At 45.2% G+C, this 22,961-nt stretch carries 29 protein-coding genes and 1 riboswitch; of the genes, 23 read left to right on the top strand and 6 right to left on the bottom strand.

Annotated features, from left to right (window positions below):
• Positions 1-25 precede the first annotated feature (25 nt).
• Together NYE56_RS16640 and NYE56_RS16635 are read left to right on the top strand one after the other, a co-directional pair.
• On the top strand, positions 26-853 hold the full coding sequence (locus tag NYE56_RS16640) for an ABC transporter ATP-binding protein (RefSeq protein ID WP_010886609.1): 828 nt from the start codon (positions 26-28) through the stop codon (positions 851-853).
• Positions 854-877: 24 nt separating this feature from the next.
• Positions 878-1,165 (top strand): YusU family protein, encoded by a 288-nt coding sequence (locus NYE56_RS16635; protein ID WP_021480568.1) that lies wholly within the window; start codon positions 878-880, stop codon positions 1,163-1,165.
• Between the two features lie 19 nt (positions 1,166-1,184).
• On the opposite strand, the gene NYE56_RS16630 is transcribed toward NYE56_RS16635, so the two are convergent.
• Positions 1,185-2,072: a LysR family transcriptional regulator gene (locus NYE56_RS16630; RefSeq protein WP_327828642.1), complete on the bottom strand. Its 888-nt coding sequence runs from the start codon at positions 2,070-2,072 to the stop codon at positions 1,185-1,187.
• A 133-nt stretch (positions 2,073-2,205) separates the two neighbouring features.
• On the opposite strand from NYE56_RS16630, the gene NYE56_RS16625 reads away from it, so the two are divergent.
• Together NYE56_RS16625 and NYE56_RS16620 are read left to right on the top strand one after the other, a co-directional pair.
• A complete protein-coding gene (locus NYE56_RS16625; protein ID WP_341284126.1) occupies positions 2,206-2,946 on the top strand; it encodes an SDR family NAD(P)-dependent oxidoreductase in 741 nt (246 codons plus the stop codon).
• An 18-nt stretch (positions 2,947-2,964) separates the two neighbouring features.
• Positions 2,965-3,348: a tautomerase family protein gene (locus tag NYE56_RS16620; RefSeq protein ID WP_014477930.1), complete on the top strand. Its 384-nt coding sequence runs from the start codon at positions 2,965-2,967 to the stop codon at positions 3,346-3,348.
• A 35-nt stretch (positions 3,349-3,383) separates the two neighbouring features.
• On the opposite strand, the gene mdtP is transcribed toward NYE56_RS16620, so the two are convergent.
• The 4 genes from mdtP to NYE56_RS16600 all read right to left on the bottom strand — a co-directional run bounded on the left by mdtP (position 3,384) and on the right by NYE56_RS16600 (position 6,222).
• Complete coding sequence (mdtP, locus tag NYE56_RS16615) at positions 3,384-5,009, bottom strand: multidrug efflux MFS transporter MdtP (RefSeq protein WP_014480801.1); 1,626 nt, start codon at positions 5,007-5,009, stop codon at positions 3,384-3,386.
• Positions 5,006-5,473 carry a MarR family transcriptional regulator MdtR gene (mdtR, locus tag NYE56_RS16610; protein ID WP_042974696.1) on the bottom strand — a complete coding sequence of 156 codons (468 nt, stop codon included), beginning with the start codon at positions 5,471-5,473 and terminating at the stop codon, positions 5,006-5,008. Before mdtR ends, mdtP begins: the two co-directional genes overlap by 4 nt.
• A 158-nt stretch (positions 5,474-5,631) precedes the next feature.
• Positions 5,632-5,964, bottom strand: coding sequence for a spore coat protein (locus NYE56_RS16605; RefSeq protein WP_003222766.1), 333 nt, complete (start codon positions 5,962-5,964; stop codon positions 5,632-5,634).
• A gap of 12 nt (positions 5,965-5,976) precedes the next feature.
• Positions 5,977-6,222 carry a hypothetical protein gene (locus NYE56_RS16600; protein ID WP_003228567.1) on the bottom strand — a complete coding sequence of 82 codons (246 nt, stop codon included), beginning with the start codon at positions 6,220-6,222 and terminating at the stop codon, positions 5,977-5,979.
• 94 nt (positions 6,223-6,316) lie between these two features.
• Between NYE56_RS16600 and NYE56_RS16595 the strand changes: the two genes are divergently transcribed.
• Positions 6,317-7,225: a proline dehydrogenase gene (locus NYE56_RS16595; protein ID WP_341284125.1), complete on the top strand. Its 909-nt coding sequence runs from the start codon at positions 6,317-6,319 to the stop codon at positions 7,223-7,225.
• 24 nt (positions 7,226-7,249) lie between these two features.
• On the opposite strand, the gene NYE56_RS16590 is transcribed toward NYE56_RS16595, so the two are convergent.
• The gene (locus NYE56_RS16590; RefSeq protein WP_003240817.1) at positions 7,250-7,396 is read right to left on the bottom strand and encodes a YuzL family protein; all 147 of its coding nucleotides are present in this window, start codon (positions 7,394-7,396) and stop codon (positions 7,250-7,252) included.
• A gap of 174 nt (positions 7,397-7,570) precedes the next feature.
• On the opposite strand from NYE56_RS16590, the gene NYE56_RS16585 reads away from it, so the two are divergent.
• The 18 genes from NYE56_RS16585 (at position 7,571) to sufU (ending at position 22,953) form a co-directional block, all read left to right on the top strand.
• Entirely contained in the window at positions 7,571-9,940 is a 2,370-nt protein-coding gene (locus tag NYE56_RS16585; RefSeq protein ID WP_341284124.1) for a 3-hydroxyacyl-CoA dehydrogenase/enoyl-CoA hydratase family protein, read from the top strand.
• Between the two features lie 10 nt (positions 9,941-9,950).
• Positions 9,951-11,126 (top strand): acetyl-CoA C-acetyltransferase, encoded by a 1,176-nt coding sequence (locus NYE56_RS16580; RefSeq protein ID WP_029318441.1) that lies wholly within the window; start codon positions 9,951-9,953, stop codon positions 11,124-11,126.
• Positions 11,127-11,140: 14 nt separating this feature from the next.
• On the top strand, positions 11,141-12,925 hold the full coding sequence (gene fadE / locus NYE56_RS16575) for an acyl-CoA dehydrogenase FadE (RefSeq protein ID WP_038429587.1): 1,785 nt from the start codon (positions 11,141-11,143) through the stop codon (positions 12,923-12,925).
• A gap of 109 nt (positions 12,926-13,034) precedes the next feature.
• Positions 13,035-13,391 carry an arsenate reductase family protein gene (locus tag NYE56_RS16570; protein WP_003222779.1) on the top strand — a complete coding sequence of 119 codons (357 nt, stop codon included), beginning with the start codon at positions 13,035-13,037 and terminating at the stop codon, positions 13,389-13,391.
• Positions 13,392-13,457: 66 nt separating this feature from the next.
• Complete coding sequence (gene gcvH, locus NYE56_RS16565) at positions 13,458-13,841, top strand: glycine cleavage system protein GcvH (protein ID WP_003222781.1); 384 nt, start codon at positions 13,458-13,460, stop codon at positions 13,839-13,841.
• A 55-nt stretch (positions 13,842-13,896) separates the two neighbouring features.
• Complete coding sequence (locus NYE56_RS16560; protein WP_003228581.1) at positions 13,897-14,133, top strand: YusG family protein; 237 nt, start codon at positions 13,897-13,899, stop codon at positions 14,131-14,133.
• Between the two features lie 77 nt (positions 14,134-14,210).
• Positions 14,211-14,573, top strand: coding sequence for a toprim domain-containing protein (locus tag NYE56_RS16555; protein ID WP_015483668.1), 363 nt, complete (start codon positions 14,211-14,213; stop codon positions 14,571-14,573).
• Position 14,574: 1 nt separating this feature from the next.
• Complete coding sequence (locus tag NYE56_RS16550) at positions 14,575-14,895, top strand: thioredoxin family protein (protein ID WP_003228585.1); 321 nt, start codon at positions 14,575-14,577, stop codon at positions 14,893-14,895.
• A 106-nt stretch (positions 14,896-15,001) separates the two neighbouring features.
• On the top strand, positions 15,002-15,346 hold the full coding sequence (locus tag NYE56_RS16545) for an SCP2 sterol-binding domain-containing protein (protein WP_003228587.1): 345 nt from the start codon (positions 15,002-15,004) through the stop codon (positions 15,344-15,346).
• A gap of 114 nt (positions 15,347-15,460) precedes the next feature.
• A riboswitch (SAM riboswitch) is annotated at positions 15,461-15,567 on the top strand.
• Between the two features lie 105 nt (positions 15,568-15,672).
• Entirely contained in the window at positions 15,673-16,698 is a 1,026-nt protein-coding gene (gene metN / locus NYE56_RS16540; protein ID WP_003242531.1) for a methionine ABC transporter ATP-binding protein MetN, read from the top strand.
• Positions 16,691-17,359: a methionine ABC transporter permease MetP gene (gene metP, locus NYE56_RS16535; protein WP_003228593.1), complete on the top strand. Its 669-nt coding sequence runs from the start codon at positions 16,691-16,693 to the stop codon at positions 17,357-17,359. The genes metN and metP overlap by 8 nt, the downstream gene beginning before the upstream one ends.
• Positions 17,360-17,372: 13 nt before the next feature.
• Complete coding sequence (metQ, locus tag NYE56_RS16530) at positions 17,373-18,197, top strand: methionine ABC transporter substrate-binding lipoprotein MetQ (protein ID WP_032722486.1); 825 nt, start codon at positions 17,373-17,375, stop codon at positions 18,195-18,197.
• Positions 18,198-18,281: 84 nt separating this feature from the next.
• Positions 18,282-18,659, top strand: coding sequence for a carboxymuconolactone decarboxylase family protein (locus tag NYE56_RS16525; RefSeq protein WP_014477920.1), 378 nt, complete (start codon positions 18,282-18,284; stop codon positions 18,657-18,659).
• Positions 18,660-18,852: 193 nt separating this feature from the next.
• Positions 18,853-18,990: a hypothetical protein gene (locus tag NYE56_RS16520; protein ID WP_003228600.1), complete on the top strand. Its 138-nt coding sequence runs from the start codon at positions 18,853-18,855 to the stop codon at positions 18,988-18,990.
• A 193-nt stretch (positions 18,991-19,183) separates the two neighbouring features.
• The gene (sufC, locus tag NYE56_RS16515; protein WP_003151872.1) at positions 19,184-19,969 is read left to right on the top strand and encodes a Fe-S cluster assembly ATPase SufC; all 786 of its coding nucleotides are present in this window, start codon (positions 19,184-19,186) and stop codon (positions 19,967-19,969) included.
• A gap of 17 nt (positions 19,970-19,986) precedes the next feature.
• Positions 19,987-21,300, top strand: a complete 1,314-nt coding sequence (gene sufD, locus NYE56_RS16510) for a Fe-S cluster assembly protein SufD (protein ID WP_268555071.1) — start codon at positions 19,987-19,989, stop codon at positions 21,298-21,300.
• Complete coding sequence (sufS, locus tag NYE56_RS16505) at positions 21,300-22,520, top strand: cysteine desulfurase SufS (RefSeq protein ID WP_015714668.1); 1,221 nt, start codon at positions 21,300-21,302, stop codon at positions 22,518-22,520. Before sufD ends, sufS begins: the two co-directional genes overlap by 1 nt.
• Complete coding sequence (gene sufU, locus NYE56_RS16500) at positions 22,510-22,953, top strand: Fe-S cluster assembly sulfur transfer protein SufU (RefSeq protein ID WP_003222809.1); 444 nt, start codon at positions 22,510-22,512, stop codon at positions 22,951-22,953. The genes sufS and sufU overlap by 11 nt, the downstream gene beginning before the upstream one ends.
• The last annotated feature ends 8 nt before the right edge of the window (positions 22,954-22,961 follow it).

Here is a 22,961-nt window from a genome sequence, read left to right as displayed (position 1 = left end):
AAAAAGCCAGCAAAAAGGAGCGGTTATGGGTATGAGTGCAATTTCTACAGAAACGCTGAGCTTAGGATACGGGGATGCCGTTATTATTGATGAGTTGAATTTAACAATTCCCAAAGGTGAAATTACCGTATTTATTGGCAGCAATGGCTGCGGAAAATCGACACTTTTACGTTCATTAGCGCGCCTGATGAAGCCGAGAGGCGGTTCAGTGCTTCTGGAAGGAAGAGCGATTGCCAAGCTTCCGACGAAGGAAGTCGCAAAAGAGCTCGCAATCCTGCCCCAAGGTCCTTCGGCTCCAGAGGGGCTGACGGTGCATCAGCTGGTGAAGCAAGGAAGATATCCTTACCAAAACTGGCTGAAGCAGTGGTCAAAAGAGGATGAGGAAGCAGTTGAAAGAGCGCTTAAAGCAACAAAGCTTGAGGACATGGCTGATCGTGCCGTTGATTCTTTGTCAGGCGGACAGCGCCAGCGGGCTTGGATTGCGATGACGCTTGCCCAGGAAACGGATATCATCCTTCTTGACGAGCCGACGACGTATTTAGACATGACGCATCAAATTGAAATTCTTGATTTGCTGTTTGAGCTGAATGAAAAGGAAGACCGGACGATTGTTATGGTTCTCCATGACTTAAACTTGGCGTGCCGCTATGCGCATCATCTTGTGGCCATAAAAGATAAACGGATTTATGCAGAAGGCCGTCCGGAAGAGGTCATCACTTGTGATCTTGTGCAAAATGTGTTTTCTATGAACTGTCAGGTTACACAGGACCCGCTCTTCGGAACGCCTCTTTGCATTCCTCATGGCAGGGGCAGATGCATTGTCCAGGAAGCGGCTTTCACATCACATGGATAAATAACGCAGCGAAGGAGCTTTCAATTGAGAAAGCTCCTTGCTGTTTTTTCGAAAGGAAGATGGCAAATGGAACAAAAACTTCAGGAGCAGCTGGATGGATTGCTGGAGAAGTATACTGAGCTTCTGCTTGGTGAGACAAACGATGAGCTAAAAGAAGAAGTGAAGCAATGGATTTTGTACACGCATATAGCCAAGAGCATGCCTCCGCTCGCTAAGCATTGGAATGCGACATACCCCGACGCAAAGCAGGGCATTAAAGAGATCATTCAGCATATTAAGGAATTAAATGAAGCGCATCGAAACAAACAATAGCCAAAAAGCAGTCTGTACATTATAGCAGACTGCTTTTTTGTGATTCAGCCGTTTTATCTGGCGCAAAGGAATCCATAAAGGTTCTCAGTGCGCTGCTGATAAACGAATCTTTTCGAACAATAAATTCTGTTTTCATCTGGCTGAGAGCTTCAGGCAGCGGGTACAATCGAATTGATCCTTCTGCTTCATGTTTCTGCACAACCGTTCTTGGCAGCAACGAGATGCCAAGACCTGCTGTAACCCCGCCGATGATTGCTTCAAGCGTCCCAAATTCCATAATGACTGGCTGTGTGACACCGACGGAACGCAGCCATTTTTCAAGTGTTTCTCGATACGAACAGCCTGTGCTGTAAACGAGAATCGGCTTTGTGATGGCTTCCTCAATATCGGGCACGGAGGCAGCCGAAACAACTACTGGTTCTTCCTCAAACGCAGGATAGGATTCGAGCTCAGGATGATGGCATTCGCATCCGATAAACGCGCCATCCAATTCATAACGAAGAACTTTATCAAGGAGAAATTGCGTATGTCCTGTTGTTAAAGACAACTGGACGTTTGGATGTTCTTCATAATAAGATGCCAGGAGCTTTGGAAGCCTTACCGCGGCTGTTGTCTGAGTAGAGCCGATCATAAGCGGCCCGCTTGGTTCTGCGGAGGATGAGAGCGCTTTAGACGCTTCATCAAGCAGGCCGATAATTTTATTTGCGTAGTCCAGCAGCAATTTTCCGCTTGCAGAAAGTGTCATGCCCCGATTATGGCGCAAAAACAGTGTGGTACCCAGCTCAGCTTCCAATTGCTGAATTCTGGCCGTGACATTCGATTGTACATAGCCAAGCTGCAGGGCTGCTTTCGTAATGGTTCCTTCACGAGCTACCATTTGAAACACACGTAAATCTCCGCTTTCCATTTTGAACTCCTCCGTTCGTTTGCTATCAATCTAAGTGATATCTAGTATCTTTAACAATCATTATACGTAACATCAAAGCTGGATTACAATGGAATCAGAAATATACTTTAGTCAACAGCAAGGAGTGGCGGCAATGAATGTCTTGAACAAAATAGCTCTCGTAACGGGGGGCGGCACAGGAATCGGAAAAGCAGCCAGTATGGAATTGGCAAAGCGCGGGGCGATTGTGGCGGTGAATTATTCACGCTCGCAATCAGAAGCGGAGGAAACAGTGGAAAAGATTCGAAAAGCTGGCGGGCAAGCCTTCGCCATCCAAGCAGATGTATCCAAAAACAGCGACGTGCAGGATATGGTTCAAACAATCGTGAAAACATACGGCCCGATTGATGTTTTAGTCAACAATGCCAGCATTACACGGCATATTCCAATGGATGATCTTGAGGCTGCGACAGAAGACGTCTGGGATGAGCTGTATGCCGTCAATGTGAAAGGGATGTTTTTCTGCGCGCGGGCAGTGGTTCCGTTCATGAAGAAAAGCAAGGCCGGGGCGATCGTAAACGTCGGCAGCATCGCAGGGATAACTGGTGCCGGCTCATCTATGCCTTACGCAGTATCAAAATCAGCGGTGCACGGTTTAACGAAATCATTGGCCCACGCCTTAGCGCCTGAAATCAGAGTGAGCGGTGTAGCACCAGGAGCTGTGGCAACGAGATGGTGGGCCGGACGGGAAGAAAAAATGAAAAGCATGATCGGCTCTTTGCCGCTGCAGTGTATTGCTGAACCAGATGATGTTGCCAAATTGATTTGTTCACTAATTGAACAGGAATCACTCACAGGCCAAATTATCACAATTGACAGCGGACAGACGCTGTAAAGAAAGGGATGCAGGGAGATGCCATTTGTACAGATTCATTTACGGTCGGGAAGAAGCGAAGCGTGGCTTCAAAAACTGAGCAGGACTATCCACCAATCGATGATTGAAGAAATCAATGTGCCGGAAGATGATTATTTCCAAGTCATCAGACAATATGAAAAAAGCGAATTTTTTTATGATCCATTTTATCTACAAGTCGAGCGTACTGATGAACTGATATACATTCATTTTACACTGAAACAGTCAAGAACAACTGAACAGAAAAAAGCACTTTACCGCTCAATCGCGAGCCGGATTCATTCCGAGCTTGGTGTAAGAAAAGAAGATGTGTTTATCATGCTGGCCGGAAATCAGGATGAGGATTGGTCTTTCGGAAATGGAAGAGCCCAGATGATTGAATAAAAAACCCCGCGGATTGATACCCGCGGGGTGCTCTATTAATGGGAAGGTGATTCAACGGCTTTTGCCGCTTTCTCTTTTTCTTGTTGGTCTTCCGTTTTCTTATTTGATAGCTTGATAGGTTTTAAGAACAAGGTGAATACGGCTCCGACTGCGATAAAGATCAGGCCTGTATAAAACACGCTGTGGAGCGAATCCATCAACGATGTTTTTAAAATCGGCACAATATGGGATGAGAAAGCCGCAGGGATTTGTTTGACTGCGTCCGGACTGAACAGTGATTGCAGCAGCCCTTGCGGATTTGTATCAATCATACCCTTTAGCTGGGCGGCAAACGAGCTTGCCTGTGCCGGAAGAGAGTCTAAATATGGAACCAATTTATCTGTTAATAGATTTCCTGATCTCGCATTCATTACGGCTCCCAGCATGGTAATGCCGAATGTTCCGCCGATAGAACGGAAGAATTGGCTGGATGAAGTGACAACTCCAAGCTCCTCCTTCGAAAAGCTTTCCTGTAAAGCCAATGTCAGAATCGGCATAACAAGACCCATTCCCAGACCAATAATCGCCATAAAAGATGTAGCGACAAGCTTGCTCGTGTCGAGATCCAATGTCGTTAACAGCAGGAATCCGCCGGCCATAACCAGCATGCCTGCAATGATTTGCGGTTTAATCCCGATTTTATAAACAAGCTGTCCGCCGATGATACTTGTAATAATCATAGAAATCATCATCGGTGTCATAATTGTACCCGATTCAGACGCACTTACACCGACAATTCCCTGCATAAAGAAAGGAACAAACGTAATGGCGCCAAACATACCGATACTCATAAAGAAGCCGATCAAGTTTAGAAATGTAAATGTTCTGTTTTTAAATAAATACATTGGCAGGATTGGCTCTTTTGCTTTTGATTCTACGATGATAAAGCTGACAATGCCGATCAGTGCGAGAGCGAACAACCCAAGAATCTGCCATGAATCCCATGCATAATCTTTTCCGCCAAAGCTTAAGGCGAGCAGGAGGCTGACCACACCGACAATCATTGTGAAAATACCAGCGATATCGAAGTTGATCGGACCAGTCTGCTGGCGTCCCTGTAATCCTCTGGCAATAAAAATAACCGCAATAATTCCGACTGGCAGGTTAATATAGAAAACCCATTTCCAGTTTAACGAGTCTACAATCCAGCCGCCGATTTGCGGCCCAATCACTGAAGCCAGCCCGTAAATTGCGCCAAAGACACCTTGGAATTTAGCACGCTGTTTTCCTGTGAATAAGTCACCGATAACAATCATCGCCATCGGCATCATGATGCCTCCGCCGATTCCCTGCAGTCCACGGAAGATAATCAATTCTGTCATGTTGTTGGCCATTCCGCACAAAGCAGAAGCGGCCATGAAAATAATCAAACCTGATACATAGACAATGCGGCGTCCCAATAAATCAGCCAGTTTACCGGCAATTGGAACAATGGTTGTTGATGTTAACAAATATGCAGTTGTCAGCCAGGTCATCATGCTCAAACCGCCCAGATCACCGACAATTTTCGGCATGGCCGTTCCGACAATGGTACCGTCAAGGGCTGAAAAAAACATGGCAATAATTAAGCCTGTTATTAATAACGTTCGTTTTGATTGTTTGCCTTCTTTACTCATTTTCATCCGTTTCCTCTTTTCATGTTTTGCTTTTCATCCGTTTCTGCTGCTTGTGCGAGCTTTGCTGTAATATGCGCCGCCTGCAGCATCTCCTCCTCCGTCAAAAAGGAAAGATAGCGCGCCATAATGGCCTTTCTGCCTGCCAAAATCTCCTCGAACTTTCTGTCTCCTTCGTCAGTAAGACTGAGATCAATTACTCGCCTGTCTTTTGTGTTGTGTGTTCTGGCGATAAGATTTTTTTGTTCAAGGCGATCTGCCATCAGCGTCACCGCGCTTGGCTTCACCTCCATACGCTCGGCAATTTCAGAAATTTTGAGGCTGCCGTGTTTCTTTAGGCTGGCCAGCACAAACAGCTGCGCTGGGGTGACACCTTGTTTCTCCATGCTTTCCAGCATTTCAGGCTGTATCTTTTGAAAGAGCGCCTGAAGCGATAATTGAATATCGGACATTAACTGATCCGCACTCTTCATATTCATTTCCCCTCTGTTACATACACTGTATATATATTTTAATGACAAAATAGTTAATGCTTATTAAATATAAATAAGCGTAAATGAAAAGTCAACTGATTTTACACAAAAAAAGGATAGATGCCCGAAAGAACATCGTATCCTTTTTACTAATGTTGTTATTGCTGATAAGGAGACTGCTGCTGAATGGTCTGCTGGAATTTTTGATAGGACTGCTGCAGCTTTTGTGCATCCTCCGCTTCAACAGAATACCATCCATATTGGAACATGAGGTCATATAGTTTTCTTTGCGCTTTTTGTGACTCATCAAAAATGGATTGAATATCCTGATAAAGAGACTCGTGGCTGAATTCGTGCAAGGCAGTGCAATAAGCTGTTGTCATGTATTTTTCGGTTGTCAGCAATTCGTTGACGAAATCTCTGTCATTCATTTCCGATGTTGTCGGTACAGGTGTCTGCGGATTGCTGATTTTTTGATTTTGCTGATTCATTCTGGCGCCTCCTTATTGGATGTAGCCGGACTGCTGCTGGCCTGGCTGCAGGTGCTTTAATATTCTTTGATAGTGATCATGATGCATGTGTCCGACGCGGTCGAGTTCTTGCTTTAACGTTTGATCCTGGCACTGCTGCGCCATGAAATGCGCTTTTTTCATCGCGAGCAAATTCCAGTTCAGCATGTCATTGAGATACAAATGATCCTTTGTCGAAATAACGGAAGGCGGCATTTGAGATTGCTGCTGATTATCCATTGTGATCCTCCTTTGGTTTCTGTTCATTTTATAGTTTCCTTCAGACTGGGAGTTATATACAGGTGTTTTGAAGATGACGGCGGGAGGGAGTCGGATGTTGAGACATGTGTTTTTATTCTTATCTCAAAATAAAACACTTACCAAGTTCGCAAAAGCATACGGAAAGCGGCTTGGAGCACGAAGGTTTGTCGCAGGGGATACGATTGAATCAGCGGTTAAGACCGTCAAAAGGCTAAACAGATCCGGTTTGTGTGCAACAATTGATTATTTAGGCGAGTATGCAGCTTCGGAAAAAGAAGCAAACCAAGTCGCAGAGGAATGCAAGAAAGCCATTCAAGCCATTGCTGAACATCAATTGGATTCAGAGCTTTCACTTAAGCTGACCTCAATCGGGCTCGATCTTTCAGAAGAACTTGCTCTTACTCATTTGCGCGCCATTATTTCCGTTGCGAAGCAATATGATGTTGCTGTGACCATTGATATGGAAGACTATTCCCATTATGAACAGACACTTTCTATTTACAGGAAATGCAAACAGGAATTTGAGAAGCTCGGCACGGTCATTCAGGCGTATCTGTACCGGGCGGCAGAAGATATCAGAAAGATGCGGGACTTAAAGCCGAATCTCAGACTTGTAAAAGGCGCTTATAAAGAATCTGCGGCTGTAGCGTTTCCCGACAAAAGAGGAACGGACCTTCATTTTCAGAGCTTAATAAAGCTGCAGTTGTTAAGCGGGAACTACACGGCTGTCGCCACACATGACGATGACATCATTGCATTTACGAAACAGCTCGTCGCCGAACATCAAATCCCCGCGTCGCAATTTGAGTTTCAAATGCTATACGGCATCAGGCCGGAGCGTCAGAAGGAACTCGCCAAGGAAGGCTACAGAATGCGTGTGTATGTCCCATATGGAACGGACTGGTTCAGCTACTTTATGAGAAGAATTGCCGAACGGCCTGCCAATGCAGCGTTTGTGTTAAAAGGAATTTTGAAAAAGTGAAAGCAGCCGCGGGAAGCAGCTGCATTATGATTGTTCCATGTTATGTTTTTTATACTGCTGATTTTGACTTGTCCGTTTTCCGCCGCCGTAATGCTGAGTCGGACCGGCATCTCCTTTTACGCTCGCCGCGCTGACTGCCGCTGAAGACGGATTTTTTTTCTCTCGTACCATTCCCTTCACCTCCGGGCTTAAGTTGCCCGACTTTTATAGGCTTCATACAAAAAAATAACAAATTAGCTATTGAAGTCTAACCGGAAATCTTTTAAGATGAAAGAAGAAACGGGTTTCATTTTTTTTGGTCAAAAAATGAATGACTATTCATTCAATGTTCAAGGGGGATATCTCATGCACAAACACATTCGGAAGGCAGCCGTTTTAGGATCGGGGGTAATGGGTTCCGGGATTGCGGCGCATTTGGCTAACATCGGAATTCCTGTCCTGCTGCTAGATATTGTGCCGAACGATTTGACAAAGGAAGAGGAAAAAAGGGGGCTGACGAAGGACAGTCCGGAGGTGCGCAGCAGGCTTAGCCGGCAGGCAGTGAAAAAACTGCTGAAACAAAAGCCCGCTCCCCTCACATCAGCGAAAAATACCTCCTATATTACACCGGGCAATTTGGAGGATGATGCAGAAAAACTGAAAGAAGCAGATTGGATTATTGAGGTCGTTGTCGAAAACCTTGAAGTCAAAAAGAAAATTTTCGCTCTTGTGGATGAACATCGAAAGACTGGAAGCATCGTCTCAAGCAACACCTCCGGCATATCAGTACAGGAAATGGCTGAAGGCCGGTCGGATGATTTTAAAGCCCATTTTCTCGGAACGCATTTTTTTAATCCCGCACGCTATTTAAAGCTGCTGGAGATCATTCCGATTAAGGAAACGGATCCTGATATTTTAAAGTTTATGACAGCTTTCGGAGAAAATGTCCTCGGGAAAGGCGTTGTTACAGCAAAGGACACACCGAACTTTATCGCAAACCGAATCGGGACTTACGGGCTTCTCGTGACAGTCCAAGAAATGCTGAAAGGCGGTTATCAGGTCGGGGAGGTTGACTCGATCACAGGACCGCTGATCGGCAGGCCGAAAAGCGCCACCTTTAGAACGCTTGATGTGGTCGGCCTCGATACATTCGCCCATGTTGCCCGAAATGTGTATGACAAAGCGGATGGCGATGAAAAAGAAGTGTTTCGCCTTCCAAGCTTCATGAACGATATGCTGGAAAAAGGGTGGATCGGAAGTAAGGCCGGCCAAGGCTTTTATAAAAAAGAAGGAAAAACGATTTATGAGCTTGACCCAGTGACGCTTACTTACGGCGAGCGGACAAAAATGAAAACACCGGCACTTGAAGCGGCAAAACAGGCAAAAGGGACAAAAGCCAAAATGAAAGCGCTTATTTATTCGGATGACAGGGCCGGCCGTTTGCTGTGGAATATCACTTCTCAAACCCTGCTTTACTCAGCCGAGCTGCTTGGTGAGATTGCCGATGATATTCATGCGATTGACCAAGCCATGAAGTGGGGATTCGGCTGGGAACTGGGACCTTTTGAGATGTGGGACGCCATCGGCCTCAAGCAGTCAGCAGAAAAGCTCGAGCAGCTTGGAGCAGATATGCCTGACTGGATAAAAGAGATGCTGGACAAAGGAAATGAAACCTTCTACATCAAAGAGAACGGAACGGTATTTTATTATGACCGCGGCGAATACAGAGCCGTGAAAGAAAATAAAAAACGAATTCATTTACAAGCACTTAAAGAAACAAAAGGCGTGATTGCGAAAAACAGCGGAGCAAGCCTGATTGACCTTGGAGATGATGTGGCCCTTCTTGAATTTCATTCGAAAAGCAATGCGATCGGCCTCGATATCATTCAAATGATCAACAAAGGATTAGAGGAAACAGAGCGGAATTACAAGGGCCTTGTCATCGGCAATCAAGGGAAAAATTTCTGCGTCGGCGCGAATCTCGCCATGATTTTAATGGAAGTCCAAGATGACAACTTTTTGGAAGTTGATTTTGTGATCCGCCGTTTTCAGGAGACGATGATGAAGATCAAATACAGTGCGAAACCGGTCGTCGCCGCGCCATTTGGCATGACGCTCGGCGGAGGAACGGAAGTATGCCTGCCTGCGGCGCGTACTCAAGCGGCAAGCGAAGCCTATATGGGCCTTGTAGAATCAGGTGTCGGCCTCATCCCTGGTGGAGGGGGAAACAAAGAGCTGTACATCAATCATCTTCGCCGCGGCCTTGATCCGATGAATGCGGCAATAAAAACATTTGAAACGATTGCGATGGCGAAAGTGTCCGCTTCCGCTCAAGAGGCTCGTGAGATGAACATCTTAAAAGAAACGGATCACATCAGCGTGAATCAAGACCACCTGCTGTACGATGCGAAGCAGCTGGCCGCATCTTTATACGATACCGGCTGGCGGCCGCCTGTAAAAGAAAAGGTCAAGGTGCCGGGAGAAACCGGTTATGCGGCACTCTTGCTTGGTGCTGAGCAGATGAAGCTGTCCGGTTATATATCTGAGCATGATTTCAAGATCGCGAAAAAACTCGCTTATGTCATTGCGGGCGGAAAAGTGCCGTTTGGTACAGAGGTTGATGAAGAGTATTTATTGGAGATCGAAAGAGAAGCGTTTTTGAGTTTAGCAGGAGAGGCAAAATCTCAAGCGAGAATGCAGCATATGCTTGTGAAAGGTAAACCTTTACGGAATTAGGAGGGAGCTTATGAAAGAGGCAGTCATTGTGTCAGGTGCAAGAACACCGGTTGGAAAAGCAAAAAAAGGATCGTTGGCCACCGTTCGCCCGGATGATTTGGGAGCGATTTGTGTAAAAGAGACACTGAAACGTGCAGGCGGTTACGAAGGCAATATTGACGATTTGATTATTGGCTGTGCAACGCCTGAAGCGGAGCAGGGGCTTAATATGGCGAGAAATATCGGTGCGCTCGCGGGCCTGCCGTACACGGTTCCGGCGATTACAGTTAACCGTTATTGCTCTTCAGGCCTTCAGTCTATTGCATATGCAGCAGAAAAAATTATGCTGGGCGCCTACGATACAGCGATCGCCGGCGGAGCGGAATCCATGTCGCAAGTTCCGATGATGGGGCATGTTACCCGTCCGAACCTTGCTTTGGCAGAAAAGGCACCGGAATATTATATGAGTATGGGGCACACAGCCGAGCAAGTCGCGAAAAAATACGGCGTCTCCCGTGAGGATCAAGACGCGTTTGCTGTTCGCAGCCACCAAAACGCTGCTAAAGCCCTTGCAGAAGGAAAATTTAAAGATGAAATTGTACCTGTCGAAGTGACGGTTACAGAAATTGGAGAAAACCATAAGCCTCAAGAAAAACAATTTGTATTTTCTCAGGATGAAGGTGTTCGCCCGCAAACGACTGCAGACATCTTATCGACATTGCGCCCGGCCTTTTCCGTTGACGGGACGGTGACTGCGGGCAATTCCTCGCAGACGAGTGACGGAGCGGCGGCTGTCATGCTGATGGACCGGGAAAAAGCCGATGCTCTTGGCCTGGCGCCGCTTGTGAAATTCCGCTCCTTTGCGGTAGGCGGCGTGCCGCCGGAAGTGATGGGAATCGGACCGGTGGAAGCGATTCCGCGCGCTTTGAAGCTTGCCGGACTTCAGCTGCAGGACATCGGCTTGTTTGAACTGAATGAAGCTTTTGCCTCACAGGCCATTCAAGTAATCAGGGAATTGGGAATTGATGAAGAAAAAGTGAATGTCAACGGGGGCGCAATCGCGCTTGGACACCCGCTTGGCTGTACGGGCACAAAGCTTACACTCTCACTCATCCATGAAATGAAACGGAGAAACGAGCAATTTGGAGTCGTGACCATGTGTATCGGCGGCGGGATGGGAGCGGCCGGTGTATTTGAATTATGCTAAAGGGGGAAAAACAAATGGCAAAAAAAGCGGCTGAAGTACAAAAAGGCGGCGGATTTTTAATCGAGGATGTCACATACGATCAAATGTATACACCGGAGGATTTCACTGACGAGCATAAAATGATTGCGAAAACAACAGAGGATTACATCGAGCAAGATGTTCTCCCTCATATAGATGATATCGAAAACCATCAATTCGAGCATTCTGTCAGATTGTTGAAGAAAGCGGGCGAACTAGGGCTGCTTGGCGCCGATGTGCCGGAAGAATACGGAGGGCTCGGCCTAGATAAAATCAGCTCGGCACTCATCACTGAGAAATTTTCGCGTGCGGGAAGCTTTTCTCTTTCTTATGGCGCGCATGTCGGTATCGGTTCCTTGCCGATCGTCTTTTTCGGATCAGAAGAACAAAAGAAAAAATATTTGCCTGGACTCGCTTCAGGCGAAAAGATCGCCGCTTATGCTCTGACTGAGCCTGGCTCTGGGTCTGATGCACTTGGAGCAAAAACAACAGCTGTGCTGAATGAAGCAGGAACCCATTATGTATTAACAGGGGAAAAACAGTGGATTACCAACTCTGCTTTTGCCGATGTATTTGTGGTTTACGCCAAGGTAGACGGCGACAAGTTTTCAGCCTTTATTGTAGAAAAAGAGTTCCCGGGTGTCTCCACGGGACCGGAAGAAAAGAAAATGGGAATCAAGGGATCATCGACAAGAACCCTCATTCTGGATCAAGCTGAAGTGCCAAAGGAAAACCTGCTCGGAGAAATCGGCAAAGGGCATGTCATCGCCTTTAATATTTTAAACATCGGCCGTTACAAACTGGCGGTTGGCACAATCGGCGCATCTAAACGCGTCATCGAGCTGTCTGCGGCATACGCAAATCAGCGCCGCCAATTTAAAACGCCGATTGCTGGTTTTTCATTGACACAGGAAAAAATCGGGACAATGGCCTCAAGGCTGTATGCGATGGAAAGCTCTGTATACAGAACCGTCGGGCTGTTTGAAGACAATATGAGCCAGTTCACGGCCGAAGATCTCAAGGACGGCCGGCAAATCGCCAAATCGATTGCGGAATACGCCATCGAATGCTCTCTGAATAAGGTATTCGGCTCTGAAACGCTTGATTATATCGTTGATGAAGGCGTGCAGATTCATGGAGGCTACGGTTTTATGCAGGAGTACGAAGTAGAAAGGGCCTATAGGGATTCAAGGATCAATCGGATTTTTGAAGGCACAAACGAAATCAACCGGTTAATCGTGCCAAGCACCTTCCTGAAAAAAGCGCTTAAAGGCGAGCTGCCTTTATTCGAAAAAGCGCAGTCGCTGCAGGAAGAACTCATGATGCTTATGCCTGAAGAGCCTGGAAGCGGCGTCTTAGAGCAGGAGAAATATATCGTCAAGCAAGCCAAAAAAATTGCGTTGTTTGCTGCCGGCCTAGCCGCGCAAAAATACGGAAAAGCGATCGATCGAGAGCAAGAAATTCTCGTAAACGTAGCGGATATCGTCAGCAATGTATACGCAATGGAATCAGCCGTGCTCAGAACGGAAAAGGCCATTGCCGCACAAGGCGCTGAAAAAGCAGCGCAAAAGGTGCTGTACACAGAAATTTTCGTTCAAGAGGCCTTTAACGAAATTGAAGCGCATGCGAAGGAATCCCTTATCGCAATGGAAGAAGGAGATTCACTCCGCATGATGCTTTCCGCTCTGCGCAAGCTGACACGCGTAACGCCTAAAAACGTGATTCAGAAAAAACGCGAGGCGGCGGCAGGCATTTTTGAGGCTGAGAAATATATTGTCTGATTGGCCATGAGCTCCGCATGCGCGGAGCTTTTTTTAAGAAGCACTGTTTTAGGTTTTTAAAACAAACTGTGTTAAAATAACCTCGATTATTTTATTGAGGGGGAAGAAGATGTCGTTAACTTTTTACTGGTACCCTAAATGCGGAACGTGCCGCAAAGCAAAGAAGTGGCTTGAAGAGCATGGGAAAGAAATAAACGAAATACATATTGCTGAGCAGCCGCCAAGCAAAGAAGAATTAAAAGCGCTTTATGAAAAAAGCGGGCTGGATCTCAAGAAATTTTTCAACACGAGCGGCATGAAATACCGCGAGCTCAATCTCAAGGAAAAGCTGTATCACATGTCAGAGGACGAACAGCTCGAGCTGTTGGCTTCAGATGGTATGCTGATCAAACGCCCGCTTACAACAGACGGCGAAAAAGTAACTGTCGGATTTAAAGAAGACCAATTTGAAGAAAACTGGGCTTAATGTAAATTTTTTTTGAAAAGTGTGGTATCTTCTTATTGTAGTGCTGTAAAAAATGGAGGGATTCAATTGAGCATACCAAAAGATTTGCGTTACTCAGGAGAACACGAGTGGGTAAAAGTTGAAGGAGAAAAAGCCAGAATCGGAATTACGCATTTTGCCCAGTCCGAACTAGGCGACATCGTGTTTGTCGAACTTCCTGAAGTGGGCGCTGAAATCAAAGCGGACGAGCCATTCGGCAGTGTTGAATCCGTTAAAACGGTATCTGAGCTTTATGCACCGATTAACGGAACGGTTGTGGAAGTAAACGAAGATCTTGATGACAGTCCGGAATTCGTAAACGAATCTCCGTACGAAAAAGCATGGATGATCGTCGTTGAGCCATCTGACGCTTCTGAAATTGAAAAACTGATGACAGCAGAGCAATACGAAGAGATGACACAAGAAGACTAAAACAGGATAGCCGTAAAAGCAATTGGACACGCTAACGTTATGGGAGGTGTCCAATATGGCTTTCGACAAACAAAAGCTCGATGTCACCAATGACGTGACAGGCCGCTTTCAAAATGGCCGGCTCTCGTTATATCATGATAATGAGATGATCGGCCAAATGACAAGCATGAATGAATATGAGCTTAAGTCCGGTTATTCCTTTGAAAATGAGAAATTTTATAAGACAGCCGATGTGGTCTCTGGAGACGACGCAAAATATGTAGATTGTGACTACGAAAACGGCTGGTGTTAATGTTGGCGGTGAATTTCACTGCCTTCTTTTACAATCTGAACGTTTCAAATTTGACGCGGCAGGTGAACAAGATGAAGATGGATGAGCTGGAAAAGGTTATGATTGTCGAGGGGAAATCAGATAAAGAGAAAATCGAAAGCGTCCTGAATGAGCCGGTGCGCATTATCTGCACAAACGGAACAATCAGCCAGCTGAGGCTTGAGGAATTGGCTGACGAGCTTTATGATAAAGACGTCTATATATTAGTTGATGCTGATGAATCAGGTGAGAAATTGAGAAAACAGCTGAAGCGTGAATTTAATGAAGCCTGCCATCTCCATATCGACAGAGCCTATAAGGAAGTAGCGGCTGCGCCCAGGCACCATGTCGCCTCTGTATTGCTGCGTGCGAATCTGAATGTCCATACTATTTTTCTTGAAAGAAAGTCCCGAGGTGTATAGCATGAAAGAACTCCAAGAACACGAACTTGATCACATTGAAGATGATGTGTACCTTCTATATTTATATACTCCGTTTTGCGGCACCTGCCAGCTTGCAAGCAAAATGCTGACAGTGGTGAAAGAAATGCTCCCTGATGTCGCCTTCTATCAAAACAATGTCAATTACTCTCCGACATTCGCAAAAGCGTATCAAATTGAAAGCGTCCCTTGTTTTCTGCTGTTTAAAGGCGGAAAGATGGTCGAAAGAGGATATGCATTTCATTCCGTTTCTTATTTATATGAGCTGATCAAACAAAAATCATCTTCCGCATCCCATTTATGACATATTTCTCAGCATATCCAATGAAATTGTCGTTCGTTTTATAAAGGGGTTCTTGCGACAAAGAGAGAAATGTGTATGTATGACCAACAAATAGGAGGTTGTACATATGGAGAAAGCGGAAGTTTTAGAAGATGAGTATCAGCATCTGTTTTTAAAACCCCTTTTGAATGCCTCAACATTGCTCATTACCTTCCAAGGAGAAGCAGAAGCCTTAACCGTCTCAATAAACGAACAGGGAGAAATGAAAAAAGTTTCCCCGCCCCAAACGTCCAACCTGACCTTTTACGGAAACCAAACGGAAATTATTGATTTATTGCACGGAGACATTTCCCTTCAGCACCTGATTCAGAGCGGAAGCCTCAAAGTAAAGGGATCATTCAGGGCCCTGTTAAAACTGGAAGCCATTCTCTGGCTGACAAATGGATTTTTTCAGAGGATTTTAAAAAATTAAAAAATAATAAATTATTATAATAGTAAAAGTTGACATCATTTATTTTATTGACATTTAATCATTCGCCGTGCTATTCTACATTAAGAATTTCCGGACGAAAAAGACTATATATTTCTCTTATCAAGAGAGGTGGAGGGAAGTGCCCTATGAAGCCCGGCAACCATCAACGCTGTTGAAATGGTGCCAATTCACACGAAGCGTTCAGCTTTGAAAGATGAGAGAAAGGCATTTTATATAAGCCTTTCTGCTCAAGTGTGCAGAAAGGCTTTTCTTTTGCAGAAAAAACCGGAAGATTTCTTAGAATAGTGTTAAGGCAGGTGATTGCTTTGATCAATCTTCAGGATGTTTCAAAAGTTTACAAGTCGAAACATGGAGATGTCAATGCTGTCCAAAACGTCTCGCTTTCCATTAAAAAAGGTGAGATTTTTGGAATTATAGGATATAGCGGAGCTGGTAAGAGTTCCTTAATCCGTCTGCTGAACGGCCTTGAGAAACCAACCTCAGGAACCGTGGAAGTGGCGGGAACCAAGATTAATGAAGTAAATGGACGCGGTTTAAGAAAAGCACGCCATGAGATCAGTATGATTTTCCAGCATTTCAATTTGCTTTGGTCACGGACTGTCAGAGATAATATCATGTTTCCTTTAGAAATTGCCGGAGTGAAAAAGAGCGAGCGGATCAAGCGCGCCAATGAACTGATTAAACTGGTAGGTTTAGAAGGAAAAGAAAAATCTTATCCGTCTCAGCTGAGCGGCGGGCAGAAGCAGCGTGTGGGAATTGCCAGAGCGCTTGCAAACAATCCGAAGGTTCTCCTTTGTGACGAAGCGACATCAGCATTAGATCCGCAAACGACAGATTCAATTCTGGATCTATTGTCCGATATTAATGAAAGACTCGGTTTGACGATTGTGCTGATTACGCACGAAATGCATGTCATACGCAAAATCTGCAACAGAGTCGCCGTCATGGAAAACGGCAAGGTGGTCGAAGAAGGCGAGGTTCTCGATGTCTTCAAAAATCCAAAGGAACAAATGACAAAACGATTTGTTCAGCAGGTGACAGAGCCGGAAGAAACGAAAGAGACGCTTCAGCACCTTCTTGATGATACAGCATCAGGAAAAATGGTTCAGCTCACATTTGTCGGTGAGTCAGCTGAACAGCCTCTGATTACAGAGATGATCAGAAACTTCAATGTCAGCGTCAATATTCTGCAAGGGAAAATTTCGCAGACGAAGGATGGGGCTTACGGTTCACTGTTCATCCACATTGACGGGGACGAGGAAGAAGTGCAAAACGTGATCCGTTTCATTAATGACAAACAGGTGAAAGCAGAGGTGATCACGAATGTTTGAAAAATACTTCCCGAACGTTGATTTAACTGAATTATGGAACGCGACATATGAAACACTTTATATGACGCTGATTTCTTTACTGTTTGCTTTTGTCATCGGGGTCATCCTCGGCTTGCTGCTCTTTCTGACGAGCAAAGGAAGCCTCTGGCAGAATAAAGCGGTCAACTCTGTGATTGCGGCCGTTGTTAACATATTCAGATCGATTCCGTTCCTTATTTTAATTATTTTACTATTAGGTTTTACGAAATTTTTAGTCGGCACGATCTTAGGGCCAAACGCCGCATTGCCGGCGCTGGTAATCGGCTCGGCACCATTTTACGCGCGCCTTGTTGAAATCGCGCTGCGTGAGGTGGATAAAGGTGTGATTGAAGCCGCTAAATCAATGGGCGCGAAAACGTCTACGATTATTTTCAAAGTGCTGATTCCGGAATCAATGCCTGCTCTTATTTCTGGCATTACGGTTACTGCCATCGCTTTGATCGGCTCAACGGCAATTGCCGGAGCCATTGGTTCAGGAGGCCTTGGAAACCTTGCGTACGTAGAAGGATATCAGTCTAATAACGCTGATGTTACCTTCGTTGCTACTGTGTTTATTTTAATCATCGTGTTTATTATTCAAATCATCGGTGATCTAATAACAAATATTATAGACAAACGATAAGGGAGGATTTACATTGAAAAAGCTATTTTTGGGTGCATTACTGCTTGTATTTGCAGGAGTTATGGCTGCCTGCGGTTCGAATAACGGCGCTGAATCCGGCAAGAAAGAAATTGTCGTTGCGGCAACAAAAACACCGCATGCGGAAATTTTAAAAGAAGCTGAACCATTGCTGAAAGAAAAAGGCTATACGCTGAAAGTGAAAGTGCTTAGTGATTACAAAATGTACAATAAAGCTTTAGCTGATAAAGAAGTGGACGCGAACTACTTCCAGCACATTCCTTACCTTGAGCAAGAAATGAAAGAAAACACAGATTACAAACTTGTGAATGCCGGCGCTGTTCACTTAGAGCCATTCGGTATTTACTCTAAAACATACAAATCACTGAAAGACCTTCCAGACGGTGCGACAATCATTCTGACAAACAACGTTGCTGAACAAGGCCGTATGCTTGCAATGCTTGAAAACGCTGGATTAATCACTCTTGATTCTAAGGTGGAAACAGTTGACGCAACATTGAAAGACATTAAGAAAAACCCGAAAAACCTTGAATTCAAAAAAGTAGCGCCTGAATTAACGGCAAAAGCATATGAAAACAAAGAAGGAGACGCGGCCTTCATCAATGTAAACTATGCGATCCAAAATAAATTAAATCCTAAAAAAGATGCAATTGAAGTAGAATCAACGAAAAACAACCCATACGCTAACATCATCGCAGTAAGAAAAGGCGAAGAAGATTCTGCAAAAATCAAAGCGCTGATGGAAGTTCTTCACTCTAAAAAGATCAAAGACTTCATCGAGAAAAAATACGACGGAGCTGTGCTTCCTGTATCTGAATAAGACTGAAACCCCGGATGAGAAATCCGGGGTTTTTTTCGCGTATTTTCCTAAAAGCTGTTCATAATAAAAAAGAATGTTAAACAGATGGAGGGATTTTCTTTGAATCAAGACAGAGGAAGCATGCAGGACGCGTTAAAACAATATAAACATGGTTTAGGCACATTTGAACAAAAGATGCCGCTGATGGGAAGAAAATTTAACGAATTTACTGAACAGTGCTTTGCCGGGAATTCTCTGACTGAAAGAGAAAAACAGCTGATCGCCCTCGGAATTGCCATCAATGCTCAGGACGAATATTGCATGATCTATCATACAAAAGGCTGTCTCGATCAGGGAGCGACAGAAGAAAACATTCTCGAAGCCGTCAGTGTGGCAGCGGCATTTGGAGGCGGCGCGGCTTTCAGCCAAGGCGTGACAGTCGTTCAACAGTGCATTGAGGAATTCGGAAACACCACGCATTAAGAGAAGGAATATTCCGAAAAACCATTCTCATTTGTTCTGAAAGGATGCTTTCGTCTCATCTGCCGCTATTTCACGCCAAATCGTTTTTGCGGCATCCAACGCAGCACTGGTACAATAAAAAGCAAATATATGAAGGGATTGATTCATTATTTGCAGCAGCCAGGACAGACTGAACCTCGATTATACGTCAGAAATGGAAAAAGCGATGCAGCTGTCACACGGAATTGGATACGAGGAATATGGACGCCGGCTGGAAACAAGAATGAAAGTAGAGCGGCAGAGAGAGCTTGATTACGAAAAAAGCAAGCGGATTTCTGCGGGAGCTTATTGAGAAAATCAATCTTTTAAAAAAGGGTGGGAATCCACTCTTTTTCTTTTTCAATCGCTTTAATAAAGTGCTGATCTTTGTTAAACTTGAGGAATGTGCAAGGCACGATAAAAAGTTGTATTTACTTTTCATTTGTTATAAAATTAGAATGAGAATAAAATGAGAATAATGATTATATATTTTTGGAGGTATAGATATGGCTGCTTCAACATTAACGATCAAAGATCTTCACGTTGAAATCGAAGGGAAAGAGATCTTAAAGGGTGTAAACCTTGAAATAAAAGGTGGAGAATTCCACGCAGTAATGGGCCCGAACGGAACTGGTAAATCCACTTTATCAGCTGCTATTATGGGGCATCCTAAATATGAAGTAACAAAAGGCAGCATCACGCTTGACGGCAAAGATGTACTGGAGATGGAAGTGGACGAGCGTGCGCAGGCAGGCTTATTCCTTGCGATGCAGTACCCAAGTGAAATCAGCGGTGTGACAAATGCCGACTTCCTTCGCTCAGCAATCAACGCGCGCAGAGAAGAAGGCGATGAAATTTCTCTTATGAAATTCATCCGCAAAATGGACGAAAACATGGAGTTCCTTGAAATGGACCCTGAAATGGCTCAGCGCTACCTTAACGAAGGATTCTCAGGCGGGGAGAAAAAACGCAACGAAATCCTTCAATTAATGATGATTGAACCGAAAATCGCCATCCTTGATGAAATCGACTCAGGTCTTGATATTGACGCTTTGAAAGTTGTATCTAAAGGAATCAACAAAATGCGCAGCGAAAACTTCGGCTGCTTGATGATCACTCACTATCAGCGCCTGTTAAACTACATCACTCCGGATGTTGTTCACGTTATGATGCAAGGCCGCGTTGTAAAATCCGGCGGTGCAGAGCTTGCACAGCGTCTTGAAGCAGAAGGTTATGACTGGATCAAACAAGAACTTGGCATTGAAGACGAAACTGTTGGCCAAGAAGCGTAAGCGTTAGGGGGATTAATATGACACTAGGTACAAAACTATCCGTAGATCAGGAGTATCTCAAAAGCTTTTCCGAAAAGCACCAAGAACCTGCCTGGCTGAAGAACCTGCGCTTACAGGCTCTTGAACAAGCTGAGGATCTGCCGATGCCGAAACCTGACAAAACAAAAATCACAAACTGGAACTTCACGAATTTCGCGAAGCATACAGTGGATAACGAACCGCTTTCTTCATTAGAAGATTTGACTGATGAAGTAAAAGCGCTGATCGACGTTGAAAACGAAGATAAAACATTATACGTACAGCGTGACCAGACGCCGGCATATCTTTCTCTTTCTCAAGAATTGAAAGACAAAGGCGTCATCTTCACTGATATTATGACTGCTGCACGCGAGCACAGCGACTTGGTGGAGAAATACTTTATGAAGGACGGCGTGAAGGTTGACGAACATAAGTTAACTGCACTTCACGCGGCTCTTGTTAACGGAGGAGCATTCCTTTATGTTCCGAAAAATGTTCAGGTGGAGACGCCGGTTCAGGCTGTTTATGTCCACGAAAGCAATGATACAGCTCTATTCAACCACGTGCTGATTGTGGCTGAAGACCACAGCTCTGTAACATATGTAGAAAACTACATCAGCACTGTAAACCCGAAAGACGCTGTCTTCAATATTATCAGTGAGGTCATCACAGGTGATAATGCCAGCGTGACATACGGTGCGGTGGATAATCTGTCAAGCGGTGTGACAACTTATGTGAACCGCCGCGGTGCTGCGCGCGGACGCGACAGCAAAATCGAGTGGGCTCTCGGCCTGATGAACGACGGCGACACGATTTCCGAAAATACAACAAACCTTTACGGTGACGGCACATACGGCGATACGAAAACGGTTGTTGTCGGAAGAGGAGAGCAAACAGAAAACTTCACAACACAAATCATCCATTTCGGTAAAGCTTCTGAAGGCTATATCTTGAAGCACGGTGTGATGAAGGATTCCGCTTCTTCTATCTTTAACGGAATCGGCAAAATCGAACATGGCGCTTCTAAAGCGAATGCGGAGCAAGAATCACGCGTGCTGATGCTTAGCGAAAAAGCACGCGGAGACGCAAACCCTATTCTTTTAATTGACGAAGACGATGTAACTGCAGGACATGCGGCATCTGTCGGCCGTGTGGACCCTATTCAGCTTTACTACCTGATGAGCCGCGGAATTCCGAAAGAAGAAGCAGAACGCTTAGTCATTTACGGATTCCTTGCACCGGTAGTAAATGAACTTCCGATTGAAGGCGTTAAGAAACAATTAGTTTCTGTTATCGAAAGGAAAGTGAAGTAATGAATATCACAGATATTCGTGAACAGTTCCCGATCCTTCATCAGCAAGTGAACGGACATGATCTCGTTTATCTCGACAGCGCGGCGACTTCCCAGAAGCCGCGTGCTGTCATTGAAACACTGGATAAGTATTATAACCAATACAATTCCAATGTTCACCGGGGCGTCCATACACTTGGAACCAGAGCGACAGATGGTTATGAAGGAGCGCGTGAAAAAGTCCGCAAGTTTATTAACGCGAAGTCAATGGCTGAGATTATTTTCACAAAAGGCACGACCACATCACTGAATATGGTGGCGTTAAGCTATGCACGCGCCAACCTGGAACCTGGTGATGAAGTGGTCATCACCTACATGGAGCATCATGCGAATATCATTCCGTGGCAGCAGGCTGTAAAAGCAACTGGCGCCACATTAAAATATATTCCGCTGCAGGAAGACGGAACGATTTCTTTAGAAGACGTCAGAGAAACGGTCACAAGCAACACAAAAATTGTTGCGGTGTCTCATGTATCTAATGTCCTCGGCACGGTCAACCCGATTAAAGAAATGGCGAAAATCGCTCATGACAATGGGGCTGTCATTGTGGTGGACGGTGCACAAAGCACGCCTCACATGAAAATTGACGTGCAGGATCTCGATTGCGACTTCTTTGCGCTTTCTTCCCATAAAATGTGCGGACCTACCGGTGTTGGTGTGCTGTACGGAAAGAAAGCCCTGCTGGAAAACATGGAGCCTGCCGAATTCGGCGGTGAAATGATCGACTTTGTCGGGCTTTATGAATCAACTTGGAAAGAGCTTCCGTGGAAATTCGAAGCGGGTACGCCGATTATTGCAGGAGCAATCGGCCTCGGTGCCGCCATTGATTTTCTCGAAGAAATCGGTCTTGATGAGATTTCCCGCCATGAGCACAAGCTTGCAGCTTATGCGCTTGAACGCTTCCGCCAGCTTGACGGCGTAACGGTTTACGGGCCGGAAGAGCGTGCCGGGCTTGTTACATTTAACCTTGATGATGTTCATCCGCACGATGTGGCGACTGTGCTTGATGCGGAGGGAATCGCAGTCAGAGCCGGCCACCATTGCGCGCAGCCGCTGATGAAATGGCTGGATGTAACTGCTACTGCAAGAGCAAGCTTTTATCTGTATAATACAGAGGAAGAGATTGATAAGCTTGTGGAAGCTCTTCAAAAGACAAAGGAGTATTTTACAAATGTCTTTTAATGCAAACTTAGATACATTGTACAGACAGGTGATTATGGATCATTACAAAAACCCGCGAAATAAAGGGGTTTTGAATGACAGCATCGTCGTGGATATGAACAATCCGACATGCGGCGACCGCATCAGACTGACAATGAAGCTTGACGGAGACATCGTGGAAGATGCGAAATTTGAAGGGGAAGGCTGTTCCATTTCAATGGCATCCGCTTCGATGATGACTCAGGCGATTAAAGGGAAAGATATTGAAACTGCCCTTTCCATGTCTAAGATTTTCTCGGATATGATGCAAGGGAAAGAGTATGATGATTCTATAGATCTCGGGGATATTGAAGCCCTTCAAGGCGTTTCAAAATTCCCGGCCCGTATCAAATGTGCAACCCTGTCATGGAAAGCACTTGAAAAAGGAGTCGCGAAAGAAGAAGGCGGCAATTAAAAGGATTG

Source organism: Bacillus sp. FSL R5-0603 (assembly GCF_038050295.1).
GTDB classification, from domain to species: domain Bacteria; phylum Bacillota; class Bacilli; order Bacillales; family Bacillaceae; genus Bacillus; species Bacillus subtilis.
The sequence above is the reverse complement of the archived record's forward strand: the minus strand, read 5'-3'. Positions and strand labels throughout refer to the sequence as shown.